This window comes from Leucobacter massiliensis (assembly GCF_002982315.1).
In the GTDB taxonomy this organism is placed as follows: Bacteria; Actinomycetota; Actinomycetes; order Actinomycetales; family Microbacteriaceae; genus Leucobacter; species Leucobacter massiliensis.
In genome coordinates this window covers 22,299-35,796 of sequence record NZ_MWZD01000008.1, presented here as the reverse complement: position 1 = coordinate 35,796, position 13,498 = coordinate 22,299, and the positions used below count along the sequence as shown (strand labels likewise).

14 protein-coding genes are annotated in these 13,498 nt (G+C 72.3%); 8 read left to right on the top strand and 6 right to left on the bottom strand.

Annotated features, from left to right (window positions below; translation table 11 throughout):
* Position 1: 1 nt before the first annotated feature.
* Positions 2 to 526: an Lrp/AsnC family transcriptional regulator gene (locus B4915_RS00430; protein WP_105803915.1), complete on the bottom strand. Its 525-nt coding sequence runs from the start codon at positions 524 to 526 to the stop codon at positions 2 to 4.
* Between the two features lie 71 nt (positions 527 to 597).
* Complete coding sequence (xseA, locus tag B4915_RS00425) at positions 598 to 1,842, bottom strand: exodeoxyribonuclease VII large subunit (protein ID WP_105803916.1); 1,245 nt, start codon at positions 1,840 to 1,842, stop codon at positions 598 to 600.
* Between the two features lie 279 nt (positions 1,843 to 2,121).
* Here xseA (B4915_RS00425) and B4915_RS00420 point away from each other — a divergent pair, with 279 nt between their 5' ends.
* Positions 2,122 to 3,156 (top strand): 4-hydroxy-3-methylbut-2-enyl diphosphate reductase, encoded by a 1,035-nt coding sequence (locus tag B4915_RS00420; RefSeq protein ID WP_105803958.1) that lies wholly within the window; start codon positions 2,122 to 2,124, stop codon positions 3,154 to 3,156.
* 63 nt (positions 3,157 to 3,219) lie between these two features.
* On the opposite strand, the gene B4915_RS00415 is transcribed toward B4915_RS00420, so the two are convergent.
* Positions 3,220 to 3,537: a DUF6264 family protein gene (locus tag B4915_RS00415; protein ID WP_281258175.1), complete on the bottom strand. Its 318-nt coding sequence runs from the start codon at positions 3,535 to 3,537 to the stop codon at positions 3,220 to 3,222.
* Between B4915_RS00415 and B4915_RS00410 the strand changes: the two genes are divergently transcribed.
* On the top strand, positions 3,538 to 3,855 hold the full coding sequence (locus tag B4915_RS00410; RefSeq protein ID WP_281258175.1) for a DUF6264 family protein: 318 nt from the start codon (positions 3,538 to 3,540) through the stop codon (positions 3,853 to 3,855).
* A 63-nt stretch (positions 3,856 to 3,918) separates the two neighbouring features.
* Here B4915_RS00410 and B4915_RS00405 read toward each other — a convergent pair whose 3' ends face one another.
* The gene (locus tag B4915_RS00405) at positions 3,919 to 4,953 is read right to left on the bottom strand and encodes a 4-hydroxy-3-methylbut-2-enyl diphosphate reductase (RefSeq protein WP_105803958.1); all 1,035 of its coding nucleotides are present in this window, start codon (positions 4,951 to 4,953) and stop codon (positions 3,919 to 3,921) included.
* 279 nt (positions 4,954 to 5,232) lie between these two features.
* On the opposite strand from B4915_RS00405, the gene xseA (B4915_RS00400) reads away from it, so the two are divergent.
* Both xseA (B4915_RS00400) and B4915_RS00395 read left to right on the top strand, forming a co-directional pair.
* Positions 5,233 to 6,477, top strand: coding sequence for an exodeoxyribonuclease VII large subunit (gene xseA / locus B4915_RS00400; RefSeq protein ID WP_105803916.1), 1,245 nt, complete (start codon positions 5,233 to 5,235; stop codon positions 6,475 to 6,477).
* A 71-nt stretch (positions 6,478 to 6,548) separates the two neighbouring features.
* The gene (locus tag B4915_RS00395; protein WP_105803915.1) at positions 6,549 to 7,073 is read left to right on the top strand and encodes an Lrp/AsnC family transcriptional regulator; all 525 of its coding nucleotides are present in this window, start codon (positions 6,549 to 6,551) and stop codon (positions 7,071 to 7,073) included.
* A gap of 118 nt (positions 7,074 to 7,191) precedes the next feature.
* Here the strand turns inward: B4915_RS00395 and B4915_RS00390 are convergent, their stop codons facing one another.
* Complete coding sequence (locus B4915_RS00390) at positions 7,192 to 8,331, bottom strand: class II histone deacetylase (RefSeq protein ID WP_105803914.1); 1,140 nt, start codon at positions 8,329 to 8,331, stop codon at positions 7,192 to 7,194.
* A 253-nt stretch (positions 8,332 to 8,584) separates the two neighbouring features.
* Between B4915_RS00390 and B4915_RS00385 the strand changes: the two genes are divergently transcribed.
* The 4 genes from B4915_RS00385 (at position 8,585) to B4915_RS00375 (ending at position 12,151) form a co-directional block, all read left to right on the top strand.
* Positions 8,585 to 9,571, top strand: coding sequence for a sugar ABC transporter substrate-binding protein (locus B4915_RS00385; protein ID WP_105803913.1), 987 nt, complete (start codon positions 8,585 to 8,587; stop codon positions 9,569 to 9,571).
* Between the two features lie 72 nt (positions 9,572 to 9,643).
* A complete protein-coding gene (locus tag B4915_RS00380; protein WP_245907264.1) occupies positions 9,644 to 10,696 on the top strand; it encodes an ATP-binding cassette domain-containing protein in 1,053 nt (350 codons plus the stop codon).
* Positions 10,697 to 10,708: 12 nt separating this feature from the next.
* Positions 10,709 to 11,116: a sugar ABC transporter ATP-binding protein gene (locus tag B4915_RS14800; RefSeq protein ID WP_245907263.1), complete on the top strand. Its 408-nt coding sequence runs from the start codon at positions 10,709 to 10,711 to the stop codon at positions 11,114 to 11,116.
* A 12-nt stretch (positions 11,117 to 11,128) separates the two neighbouring features.
* Entirely contained in the window at positions 11,129 to 12,151 is a 1,023-nt protein-coding gene (locus B4915_RS00375) for an ABC transporter permease (RefSeq protein ID WP_105803912.1), read from the top strand.
* Positions 12,152 to 12,247: 96 nt separating this feature from the next.
* Here the strand turns inward: B4915_RS00375 and B4915_RS00370 are convergent, their stop codons facing one another.
* Positions 12,248 to 13,426, bottom strand: a complete 1,179-nt coding sequence (locus B4915_RS00370) for a hypothetical protein (protein ID WP_146119977.1) — start codon at positions 13,424 to 13,426, stop codon at positions 12,248 to 12,250.
* Between the last annotated feature and the right edge of the window lie 72 nt (positions 13,427 to 13,498).

Below are 13,498 nucleotides of genomic sequence, written 5' to 3'. Positions count from 1 at the left end.
GCTACCGGCCGGTGCCGAGCGGGAAGATCGGCCGGTGGGTGTGCACCGAGTCGTAGAGGAAGGTCTCGATGCTGGCGACCCCGGGGATCTCCCGGATCTGGCGGTTGATCAGCGAGAACAGTCCGGAGGGGGAGGTCGCGTAGGCCTCCACGAGGATGCTGAAGCGACCGGAGCCGAGCACCACGTAGCGCACGCCGTCGAACGCCGCGATCCGATCCGCCACCGCGTCGATGTCGCCGCTCACCTCGATCTGCAGGCTCGCGATGCTCTGCAGGCCCACCGCCCGCGGGCTCGTCACGCCGATGACGCGCACCACACCGCGCTCCTGCAGCCGCTTCACACGCGCCCGGGCGCCGCCCGGGGTCAGGCCGACCTCGGTCCCGAGATCCGCGTAGCTCATTCGGCCGTCGCGTTCGAGCAGCAGGATCAGCTGCTCGTCGATCTCATCGAGCACCCACGGCTGCTCGGGCGCCTCCGGATGCGGCCGCGCCGAGTCGTCGTCGCCGGGGATGCGTGCTTTCGCCATGACATGCAGTATTGCACGGGCGGTTCCGTCGCCGTCCGGTCAGCGTCGCCGTCGCCGTCGCCGGTGCGGGATCATCCTTCCGCGGCGGCCGCGGAGGTCACCGCGAGGCGGCCTCCCGCGAGCGAGAGCCTGATCGCGGTGCCCGCCGGGGCATCCGCGGGATCGCGCAGCACCGCGCCCGGGGAGCCGTCTGCGGCGCGCAGCTGCGCGATCGCGTAGCCTCGCTCGAGCGTCGCCCGGGGAGAGAGCGCCGCCAGCCGGGCACGGCTCTCGGCAAGCGCCGCCGTGCGCTCCAGCACCGCCCGCTCGGCCAGTTCCGTGCCGCGGGCCACCCAGCGGACCAGCTCCTCCGCGCGCTCGTCGACGATGCGCTCCGGCATGGCGAGCGCCGGCCTCCCGCGCAGCTGCGCGATCCGATCCGTCTCGTGCGCGAGCAATTGTCCCAGCCGGCCGCTCATGCGGGCCCGCGCCTGATCGATGCCCGCGAGCTCCTCGCTCACGTCCGGCACGATCCGCTTCGCCGCGTCCGTCGGCGTGGAGGCACGCAGATCCGCGACCTCGTCGAGCAGCGGCCGGTCCGCCTCGTGCCCGATCGCGCTCACGAGCGGCGTGGTCGCGCTCGCCGCCGCCCGCACCACCCGCTCGTCGCTGAAGGGCAGCAGGTTCTGGAAGTCGCCGCCGCCGCGCGCCACGACGATCACCTCGACCTCGGGGTCCCGGTCGAGCGCCTCGATGCCGGCCGCCACCTCGCCCGCCGCGCGGTCGCCCTGCACCGCCGCGTAGTGCAGCTTGAAGCGCACCCCCGGCCAGCGCAGCGTCGCGTTGCGGATCACGTCCTTCTCCGCGTCGGAGTCGCGCCCCGTGACGAGCCCGATGAGCCCCGGCAGGAAGGGGAGCGGGCGCTTGCGAGAGGGATCGAAGAGGCCCTCCTGCTGCAGCTGGCGCCGCAGCCGTTCGAGGCGTTCGAGCAGCTCCCCGAGGCCCACGTGCGAGAGCTCGAAGACCTGCACGGTGAGCGTGCCGCCCTTCACCCAGAAGTTCGGCTTGACGAGCGCGACCACCCGGTCGCCCTGCGCGAAGTCGCTCGTGAGCCGCTGCGCCACGGAGCGCCACACCGTGAAGCTCACGGTCGCGTCCTGCCCGAGGTCCTTCAGCTTGCCGTAGACGTGCCCGCCGCGCAGCTGCCACTGGGTGATCTCGCCCTCGATCCAGACCTGGCCCAGGCGGTCGATCCACGCGGCGATCTTCTCGCTCATGAGGCCCACGGGCCAGGGGGTCTCGCGCGTCGCCGGGGTGGGGGATCCTGCCGCTGCCATGCCCCCAGCCTAAGAGGTCGCGCGGATAGGTGCGTCGTTGCGAGGATGTGCCGGGCTGGGCTCTGGCAAGGCGGAGGAGGAGGGCTTCACTGGTGGTGAAGACTCCGACGACAACGCAGCCAGAGCCCAGCCCGGGACACCGCAGGAGACGCGACCTATCCGCGCGACCTCTAGGGCGGATCCGGCTCGCAGGCGGCCGCGGGTAGACTGGCGGCCATGGATACAGCGGAGCGGATCCGGGAGCAGCGCTCCGTGGGCGCACCGGTCGTGAGCCTCGCGATGCCGCGCGTGCGACGCGAATCCGGCCGCCTCAAGGACGTGCCGGTGGCGGGCGAGAAGAAGGTGCTGCTCGCCGCGCCCCGCGGATACTGCGCCGGGGTCGACCGCGCCGTCGTCGCCGTGGAGCGCGCGCTGGAGCGCTACGGAGCGCCCGTCTACGTCCGCAAGCAGATCGTCCACAACCTGCACGTGGTCCGCACCCTCGAGAAGATGGGCGCGACCTTCGTCGACGAGGTCGACGAGGTGCCCGAGGGCGCCCACGTGGTGTTCTCGGCGCACGGCGTTTCGCCCGCGGTGGTCGCGGAAGCGGCGGAGCGCGGCCTGCACGCCATCGACGCCACCTGCCCGCTCGTAACCAAGGTCCACCGCGAGGCGGTGCGCTTCGCCCGGCAGGACATGGAGATCCTCCTCATCGGCCATCGCGACCACGAGGAGGTCGAGGGCACCAGCGGCGAGGCGCCCGCGCACATCACCATCGTCGACTCGCCCGAGGAGGCGGACGTGGTGGAGGTGCGGGACCCCGAGCGGCTCGTGTGGCTCTCGCAGACCACGCTCTCCGTCGACGAGACCATGGAGACCGTGCGCCGCCTGCGCGCTCGCTTCCCCCGGCTCCAGGACCCGCCGAGCGACGACATCTGCTACGCGACCCAGAACCGGCAGGTGGCGGTCAAGCAGATCGCGCCTCAGGCGGATCTCGTGCTCGTGGTGGGATCCGCGAACTCTTCGAACTCGGTGCGGCTCGTGGAGGTCGCGCTTGAATACGGGGCGAAGGCCGCCCACCGGGTCGACTTCGCGAGCGAGGTGCGGCAGGAGTGGCTCGACGGGGTGCGCACCGTCGGCGTGACGAGCGGCGCCTCGGTGCCCGAGGTGCTCGTGCAGGAGCTGCTCGACGATCTGGCCGACGCGGGCTACGTCGAGGTGCAGGCCGCGGTCACCGCCGAGGAGGACCTGGTGTTCTCGCTGCCCAAGGAGCTGCGACGCGAGGCGGGCGGGGCGATGGACGCCCGCGCGCGGGGCGGGCGCGTGCGGGCCTGAGCCCGGGACGGCGTCCCGTGAGCCGGGCCCCGCGGCTCGGCGTCCCGGATCCGAGGCCGGGAACTACTCCATTCCGCCGCTCTGCAGGTACTGCATCATGCGGTCGAGCGAGCCGGAGGGGTCGCTCTCGAGCTGCTGCATGATCTCCGGGGTGCCGGCCAGCGCGATCATCGGAATGACGAGCGCGAGCACCACGGCGATGCCGCCCGCCGCGAGCGGCACCCAGAAGGCGAGCTTGCGGGCGCGCATGCGCTGAATCGACCAGAGCAGGGTGATCGCGAAGAGCAGCAGGATCGCGAGGCCGCTCACCACGCCGAGCGTGCCCACCCACGGTGCGACCTCGGGCGAGTCGATGCCGATCATGTTCGCGGTGAGGCGCAGCTGCGCCTCACCGCGAACATGATCGGCATCGACTCGCCCGAGGTCGCACCGTGGGTGGGCACGCTCGGCGTGGTGAGCGGCCTCGCGATCCTGCTGCTCTTCGCGATCACCCTGCTCTGGTCGATTCAGCGCATGCGCGCCCGCAAGCTCGCCTTCTGGGTGCCGCTCGCGGCGGGCGGCATCGCCGTGGTGCTCGCGCTCGTCATTCCGATGATCGCGCTGGCCGGCACCCCGGAGATCATGCAGCAGCTCGAGAGCGACCCCTCCGGCTCGCTCGACCGCATGATGCAGTACCTGCAGAGCGGCGGAATGGAGTAGTTCCCGGCCTCGGATCCGGGACGCCGAGCCGCGGGGCCCGGCTCACGGGACGCCGTCCCGGGCTCAGGCCCGCACGCGCCCGCCCCGCGCGCGGGCGTCCATCGCCCCGCCCGCCTCGCGTCGCAGCTCCTTGGGCAGCGAGAACACCAGGTCCTCCTCGGCGGTGACCGCGGCCTGCACCTCGACGTAGCCCGCGTCGGCCAGATCGTCGAGCAGCTCCTGCACGAGCACCTCGGGCACCGAGGCGCCGCTCGTCACGCCGACGGTGCGCACCCCGTCGAGCCACTCCTGCCGCACCTCGCTCGCGAAGTCGACCCGGTGGGCGGCCTTCGCCCCGTATTCAAGCGCGACCTCCACGAGCCGCACCGAGTTCGAAGAGTTCGCGGATCCCACCACGAGCACGAGATCCGCCTGAGGCGCGATCTGCTTGACCGCCACCTGCCGGTTCTGGGTCGCGTAGCAGATGTCGTCGCTCGGCGGGTCCTGGAGCCGGGGGAAGCGAGCGCGCAGGCGGCGCACGGTCTCCATGGTCTCGTCGACGGAGAGCGTGGTCTGCGAGAGCCACACGAGCCGCTCGGGGTCCCGCACCTCCACCACGTCCGCCTCCTCGGGCGAGTCGACGATGGTGATGTGCGCGGGCGCCTCGCCGCTGGTGCCCTCGACCTCCTCGTGGTCGCGATGGCCGATGAGGAGGATCTCCATGTCCTGCCGGGCGAAGCGCACCGCCTCGCGGTGGACCTTGGTTACGAGCGGGCAGGTGGCGTCGATGGCGTGCAGGCCGCGCTCCGCCGCTTCCGCGACCACCGCGGGCGAAACGCCGTGCGCCGAGAACACCACGTGGGCGCCCTCGGGCACCTCGTCGACCTCGTCGACGAAGGTCGCGCCCATCTTCTCGAGGGTGCGGACCACGTGCAGGTTGTGGACGATCTGCTTGCGGACGTAGACGGGCGCTCCGTAGCGCTCCAGCGCGCGCTCCACGGCGACGACGGCGCGGTCGACCCCGGCGCAGTATCCGCGGGGCGCGGCGAGCAGCACCTTCTTCTCGCCCGCCACCGGCACGTCCTTGAGGCGGCCGGATTCGCGTCGCACGCGCGGCATCGCGAGGCTCACGACCGGTGCGCCCACGGAGCGCTGCTCCCGGATCCGCTCCGCTGTATCCATGGCCGCCAGTCTACCCGCGGCCGCCTGCGAGCCGGATCCGCCCTAGAGGTCGCGCGGATAGGTCGCGTCTCCTGCGGTGTCCCGGGCTGGGCTCTGGCTGCGTTGTCGTCGGAGTCTTCACCACCAGTGAAGCCCTCCTCCTCCGCCTTGCCAGAGCCCAGCCCGGCACATCCTCGCAACGACGCACCTATCCGCGCGACCTCTTAGGCTGGGGGCATGGCAGCGGCAGGATCCCCCACCCCGGCGACGCGCGAGACCCCCTGGCCCGTGGGCCTCATGAGCGAGAAGATCGCCGCGTGGATCGACCGCCTGGGCCAGGTCTGGATCGAGGGCGAGATCACCCAGTGGCAGCTGCGCGGCGGGCACGTCTACGGCAAGCTGAAGGACCTCGGGCAGGACGCGACCGTGAGCTTCACGGTGTGGCGCTCCGTGGCGCAGCGGCTCACGAGCGACTTCGCGCAGGGCGACCGGGTGGTCGCGCTCGTCAAGCCGAACTTCTGGGTGAAGGGCGGCACGCTCACCGTGCAGGTCTTCGAGCTCTCGCACGTGGGCCTCGGGGAGCTGCTCGAACGCCTCGAACGGCTGCGGCGCCAGCTGCAGCAGGAGGGCCTCTTCGATCCCTCTCGCAAGCGCCCGCTCCCCTTCCTGCCGGGGCTCATCGGGCTCGTCACGGGGCGCGACTCCGACGCGGAGAAGGACGTGATCCGCAACGCGACGCTGCGCTGGCCGGGGGTGCGCTTCAAGCTGCACTACGCGGCGGTGCAGGGCGACCGCGCGGCGGGCGAGGTGGCGGCCGGCATCGAGGCGCTCGACCGGGACCCCGAGGTCGAGGTGATCGTCGTGGCGCGCGGCGGCGGCGACTTCCAGAACCTGCTGCCCTTCAGCGACGAGCGGGTGGTGCGGGCGGCGGCGAGCGCGACCACGCCGCTCGTGAGCGCGATCGGGCACGAGGCGGACCGGCCGCTGCTCGACGAGGTCGCGGATCTGCGTGCCTCCACGCCGACGGACGCGGCGAAGCGGATCGTGCCGGACGTGAGCGAGGAGCTCGCGGGCATCGATCAGGCGCGGGCCCGCATGAGCGGCCGGCTGGGACAATTGCTCGCGCACGAGACGGATCGGATCGCGCAGCTGCGCGGGAGGCCGGCGCTCGCCATGCCGGAGCGCATCGTCGACGAGCGCGCGGAGGAGCTGGTCCGCTGGGTGGCCCGCGGCACGGAACTGGCCGAGCGGGCGGTGCTGGAGCGCACGGCGGCGCTTGCCGAGAGCCGTGCCCGGCTGGCGGCGCTCTCTCCCCGGGCGACGCTCGAGCGAGGCTACGCGATCGCGCAGCTGCGCGCCGCAGACGGCTCCCCGGGCGCGGTGCTGCGCGATCCCGCGGATGCCCCGGCGGGCACCGCGATCAGGCTCTCGCTCGCGGGAGGCCGCCTCGCGGTGACCTCCGCGGCCGCCGCGGAAGGATGATCCCGCACCGGCGACGGCGACGGCGACGCTGACCGGACGGCGACGGAACCGCCCGTGCAATACTGCATGTCATGGCGAAAGCACGCATCCCCGGCGACGACGACTCGGCGCGGCCGCATCCGGAGGCGCCCGAGCAGCCGTGGGTGCTCGATGAGATCGACGAGCAGCTGATCCTGCTGCTCGAACGCGACGGCCGAATGAGCTACGCGGATCTCGGGACCGAGGTCGGCCTGACCCCGGGCGGCGCCCGGGCGCGTGTGAAGCGGCTGCAGGAGCGCGGTGTGGTGCGCGTCATCGGCGTGACGAGCCCGCGGGCGGTGGGCCTGCAGAGCATCGCGAGCCTGCAGATCGAGGTGAGCGGCGACATCGACGCGGTGGCGGATCGGATCGCGGCGTTCGACGGCGTGCGCTACGTGGTGCTCGGCTCCGGTCGCTTCAGCATCCTCGTGGAGGCCTACGCGACCTCCCCCTCCGGACTGTTCTCGCTGATCAACCGCCAGATCCGGGAGATCCCCGGGGTCGCCAGCATCGAGACCTTCCTCTACGACTCGGTGCACACCCACCGGCCGATCTTCCCGCTCGGCACCGGCCGGTAGCGCGCCGCCGCCCGGAGACGGGCCGGAGCGGCCGGCGCCGGGGAGCCACGCGCGCGCACGCGACCCCGCCCGCCGGGTCACCGGGCGGACGGGGCGAGCGGGCGCCGGGCGCGTCCTGCTAGGGCTTCCCCGGCTCGCCCGAGTCCATGAGCCTGCCGAGTGCGTGCGCCAGATCGGCCGAGTGCGCGATCGTCTCACGCTGCCAGGGGCTCAGCTCGCGGGTCGGCGACTGGCCCACCGAGACGTTGAAGGGGTCCTCGACGCCGGTGCGCACGCCGCTCAGGGACTCCAGTACGGCGAGTCCGCAGAACGGGACGTGCACGGCGGAGTACCCGCCCTCGTGCGAGAAGACGATCCGGCCCTCGCACACCTCGTCGGCGATGGCGAGGAGCCGGTCGGCGATCCCCCGGAAGCCGTCCGAGGTCACGCTCATGCGGCCGAGCGGATCGAAGGCGGAGGGGTCGAAGCCGCTCGAGACGAGGATCAGCTCCGGCTGGAAGGCGCGGATCGCGGGTCCCGCGACCTCCTCGACCACAGAGCAGTAGGCGCCGTCCCCGGAGCCCGCGGGCAGCGGCACATTGATGTTGGTGCCGGCACCGGCGCCGGCGCCGCGCTCGTCCGCCATGCCGAGGTCGACGGGGAAGAGCCGGTCCTGATGCACGGAGATGGTGAGCACATCGGGATCCTCCCAGTAGATCTTCTGGGCGCCGTTGCCGTGGTGCACGTCGTAGTCGAAGATCGCGACGCGCCGGAGCTTGCCCGCCGCGCGGAGCGCCTCGATCGCCACCGGCACATTGGCGAAGAGGCAGTAGCCGCGCCCCTGGTCCGGTTCGGCGTGGTGGCCGGGCGGGCGCACGAGCGCGTAGGCGTTGTCGACCACCCCGTCCATGACCGCTTCCGCGGCGGCCAGCGTCCCTCCCGCGGCGAGCCGGGCGAGGTCGTAGCCGCCGCGGCCGAAGGGGGAGAAACCGTCCCCGGCGTCGCCTCCGGTCGCCGACTGCTCACGAATGCGCTCCACGTGGCCGGCGGTGTGCACGCGCAGCAGGTCCTCCGCCTCGACGTGCCGGGCGGGGATGCGCACGAGCCGGTCCAGCAGCCCGGAGACCTCGACGAGCCCGGCGAAGCGCGCCTTCGACTCGGGGCTCTCGAAGTTGTGGTAGGGCTGCACGTAGCCGCCGGAGGGATAGATCCCTGCGTGCGTTCCCGTGTCGTGCCATGCGTACTGCTCGTGCCAGACGTAGCCGGTCTTGCGCTCCATTGCGGTTTCCTTCCGTGTCGCGGGGATCGCGCCTGCCGTGTCTCGTGACCGTCCCCGGCACGGAACACCATAGCGTCGAGAATTCGCGAATAACAACAAATACGTGAAATCAATTGTCGAAACATTAATGAAATAAAAAGTCTGTTGACTATAGAGCGCCCTCGTGGTCTTATGGGTGACGCAGAGGGCCAGTGGGGGCCGCTCAGCACCGCTCTCGCCTCAGCGCCGGAGCCACGGACGAAGGAGTCACATCATGAAACGCACCCGACGCATCTCCGCCGGCATCGCCGTCGCAGCCGCCGCGGCACTCGCACTGAGCGCCTGCGGCTCCGACGGCGGATCGGGATCCGGCTCGGACGGCGGCGAGCCCAAGGGCGCCGTCGCCATGAGCTTCGCGGGTCTCGACATCCAGATCTGGAACGACATGCTGCCGTTCATGGAGACCATCGTCACCGAGGCCGGATACGAGTTCGTGACCGACGACCCGAAGTGGAACGCGCAGACGCAGGTGCAGGACTGGGAGTCCTGGATCGTGCGCGGCGACATCAAGGCGATCATGGGCTACCCCGTGCAGTCGGACGCCATGGTCGCGGTCACCCAGCAGGCGAACGACGCGGGGATCCCCGTCCTCGGCTACGGCAGCAGCTGGGACGGCGTGCAGGCGGCCGTCGCCCTCGACCACGAGGCCGACGGCAAGCTCGCCGGCGAGAAGGCGGCCGAGTGGATCGAGGAGAACTACGGCGACGAGCAGGTCGACGTCGCCTTCCTCGGCTGGCCCGACACCGACCTCGGACGGCTGCGCGGCAAGGGCATGCTCGACGCGCTGAAGGCCGCGGATCTGAACCTCGACATCACCGAGCACAAGACCCTCAGCCTCGACGACGGCTACGCGGCCGTGCAGAATCAGCTCAACGCCGTGCCGGACACGAAGGTGTGGCTGGCGATCGCCAACGATCCCGCCCTCGGCGCCTACCAGGCGCTGACCGACTCGGGGGTGTCACCCACGGACGAGAGCATGCTGCTGCTCAACCTCGACGCCACCGACGCCGAGCTCGAGATCATCATGGAGCCCGGATCCTTCTGGCGCTATGCCTACATCGCCCCCGCCCGGGAGCTGGCCGAGGCCAACGCCCGCATGCTGGTCGCCGCCGCCGAGGGCGAGCCCGTCGAGGACACCACGGTGCCGGTCACCGAGGTGACGAGCGAGAACGCCGAGCAGTTCCTCCTCGCGAACCAGTGACCCCGCGGGGCGCTCCGCCGCGGAGCGCCCCGCCGCCAGACCCGAGCCGCTCACCGCCGAGAGGATCCCCCCATGACCGCACCCGAGCCCCGGCTCCGCTTCGACGGCGTCACCGTCGACTTCGGCGCCACCCGCGCGCTCGACGACATCACCTTCGCCGTCGAACCCGGCGAGATCGTCGGCCTGCTCGGCCACAACGGCGCGGGGAAGAGCACCCTGTTCAACGTCACCACCGGGGTGATCGGCGCAACCTCAGGCGGTTTCGCCGTCGACGGCGAGCGCGTGGACGGCCGCCTCACCCCTCGCGAGGCGGCGCAGCGCGGCATCACCGTCATCCACCAGGAACCCGCGCTCGCCCCGAACATGACGGTGCTCGAGAACCTGTTCCTCGCCCGCTCCGCGCCGGGCACGGCCGAGCGGCAGCGCCGCGCGCGCGAGGCGCTCGCCGAGGTCGGCGCGGATCTTCCGCTCGACATGCCGGTGGAGGCGCTGGGCCTCGGTGAGCGCCAGCTGGTCGACATCGCCCGCGGCATGCTCTCGGGCACGATGAAAGTGCTGCTGCTCGACGAGCCCACCGCGGCCCTCGGCAAGGCGGAGACGGACGCCCTGCACGCCCTCATCCGCCGCTTCGCCGCGCAGGGCGTCTCGGTGCTGTACGTCTCGCACCGGCTGCCCGACATCATGGAGGTCTGCACCCGGATCGTCGTGCTGCGCGGCGGCGCCCTGGTGGTGGACGGCCCGGCAAGCGACTTCACTCCGGCGCGGCTCGCGGAGGCGCTCGTCCCCGATCTGCGGTCGCTCGACTTCACCCACGTCGAGCCGGGGCCCGAGGTCGTCGCCTACTCCCTGCCCGGGGGTGAGATCACCGCCCGCGCCGGAGAGGTGGTCGGGCTCTTCGGCATGGCCGGGGGCGAGCAGTTCGGCATCGCCGCGCAGCTCGCGGGCGCCGCCGCCGAGCCCCGGCCGTATCGCCTGTGCGGTTCCGAGGTCCGCTTCGCATCGCCGGGAAGGGCGATCCGCCGCGGCGTCTTCTTCGTGCCCCCGGATCGCGACACGGAAGGCCTGATCGCCTCCGAGACCGCCCTCGACAACGTCATGCTCCCCTGGTACTCCTCCGGCCCCTAGCGCGGCTGGTGGGTGTCCTCCCGCTCGGGCGCCGGAAGCTACGCCCGGGCCCGGGCCGGTCTCGACATCCGCGGGCCCTCCGCCGATGCGGAGGTGTCGCAGTTCTCCGGCGGCAACCGCCAGAAGCATCTCCTCGCCCGCTGGCTCTATCCCGCCCGGCCGACGCTGCTCGTCCTCGCCCAGCCCACCCAGGGGGTCGACGTCGGCGCGAAGCTCGACATCGTCGAGGCTGCGCGCGCGGCTGCCGCGAACGGCGCCGCCGTGATCGTCGCGTCCAGCGAGTCGGACGAGATCGCGAGCATGTGCGATCGCGCATACACCGTGCTCGGCGACCGGCTCGTGCCGGTCCCCCGCTCGGAATCCTTCAACGCCCAGCTGCTCTCCTCGCTCCTCGGACTCGCCGAGCCCGCGCACTCCTGAACGGAATCCACCATGAACACCGAACGCCTCAAGATCTTCGCCGCCAAGAACGGCATCTTCCTCGCCCTCATCGTGCTCATCGCCGTCTTCTCGATCCTGCGGCCGAACTTCTTCTCCTTCGCGAACGGGCAGAGCATCCTGCTGCAGGCTGCGGAGCTCGGCCTCATCGCGATCCCGGCGGCCTTCCTCATCATGTCGGGGACGATCGACCTCTCCGTCGGCTCCGTGGCGTCGGTGGCGGCCATCACCGGCGGCCTGACCATGAGCGGCACCGGATCGACCCTGCTCGGCTTCGCGGTGGCCATCGGCACCGGCGTCGTGGCCGGTGCGCTCAACGGCTTCCTCGTCGCGTATCTGCGGCTCAACTCCTTCGTCGTCACGCTCGGCGCCCTCAGCGTGTGGGGCGGCCTGGCCTTGCTGCTCTCCGACGGACGCACGATCCCGCGCGCCGAACTGCCCGAGGCGTTCCGCGCGATCGGCACGCTGAAGCTCGGCCCGGTCCCGATCCAGATCGTCGCGCTGCTCATCGTCATCGCGCTGGGCTGGTACGTGCTCAACCACACGACCTTCGGCAAGTCGGTGAAGGCGATCGGCGGCAACGAGCGAGCCGCGCGGCTCATGGGCGTGAACGTGCAGCGCTCCCGCTTCCTGCTCTTCGTGGCGACCGGCGGCTTCGCCGCCCTCGCGGGGCTGTTCCTCTCGGCGAAGGTGCAGTCGGCGAACCCCAACATCGGCTCCGGGCTCGAACTCGAAGTGCTCACCGTCGTGCTGCTCGGCGGCGTCGCCTTCGAGGGCGGCGTCGGCCGCATCAGCGGCGTCGTGGCGGGCCTGCTGTTCTTCCGCGTGCTCCGGGCGGGGCTCGTGTTCATGCAGGCCTCGCCGTTCCTGCAGACGATCCTCGTCGGCGCGACGCTCATCGTCGCGGTGGCCCTCGACAGCTCGATCCAGCGCATGATCCGCAGCTCGTGGGCGCGGCTCGGACGCAAGGCCGTCGCCGAGGACCCCTCCGAGCGGCAGGCCGCGCCGGCCGGGTAGCCCTGCCGGGAGCCCGCCCCGCTCGGGCCGCACCGCACCGCACCGAGCACCGTGAGCGCGCCGGGGCTCCGGCGCGTCCCCGGCGCGGCGTCGCCGCTATCCCGCCAGCACCTCGACCCCGGTGCCGTCGCCGCGCATGCGCACGCTCAGGCTCCGGTAGTCACCGGTGAAGCCGGCGATCACCTCCACCTCTCCGACGGCCTCGCCGAACTCGGGACTGTCGATGTCGTCCTCGGAGGAGCGCCCGAGCGAGAAGAGCGCGTCGTCCACGCCCTCCGCGCCGGCCTCCTCGGCCGCCGAACGCAGCGCCGGCCAGATCGCGGACCAGTTCACCTCTCCGAGCGCGAACTGCTCGCCCTCGGTGCGGGGCTGGATCGTGGCCGGTCCCTCGCGCTCGACCACGCCGCGGCGATACATCCAGGAGTCGGTCTCGATCGCCCCCGGCTGCACGGGCGCGTCGACGCGGACGAAGTCGGCCGAGACGGACACGTCCACCACGCGGTCGTGCCCGATCTCGGCGGCGAGACTGCGCAGCGCCTCGTCCAGCGCCTCCCCCTCGCGCAGATCCGCGTGCAGCCGCCCCTCGGGGAGCGCCGCGATGGTCTGGGCGAGCGCCGCACGATAGGGCAGCAGGACGGCCGAGGCGGCGAGCGCGAAGCAGACCGCGAAGAGCAGGAAGCGCAGCGGGCGTCCGCGCCGCCCCACGCCGAGCAGCGGCTTCCGCCGCGTCCCATCCGCCCGCAGCGCCCCCGGCTCCGGCCGCAGCAGGGGCCCCGCCTCCGATGCGGGCGGGATCCCGCCTGCGGCGGCCCTCGCGGCCGCGACCCCTCCGTTCGCCTCGTCGAGCAGCGCGATGTCCGGCTGTCCGTCCGCGAGCTGCGCGACCGGCAGCACCGCCCCCACCTGGAAGCGGGGAATCTGCACCAGCGGCACGATCTGCCGCAGCGCGAGCCGGTACGCCGCCCCGGCGGCGGGCTGCACGGTGAGCTCGAGCTCGCACACGGGCTGCTCGTTGATCTGGGTGCCCGTCTGCCGCAGCACGTCGACACGCGCGAGTCCCGTGCGGCCCGCCGCGACGGCCGCGCGCACCGCCTCGGGATCGGCGCCGCCCATTCCGCGCGTCGAACGCCCGATCAGCACGAGGGTGCCCGCGAGGATCGCCAGCGTGAGCCCCACGGGAAAGGCCCACGCGGCAGCGCCCGGAGGCCCCACCAGGTTGGCGACGATCCCGCCGCAGACGATTCCCAGGGCAGCGAAGAAGACGATACGCAACATCGTCCAGCAGTGTAGCGGCCGCGCGGCCCCGCCGCCCCGGGGGCGGCGCCGGACCGGGGCAGCGGGGTAAGC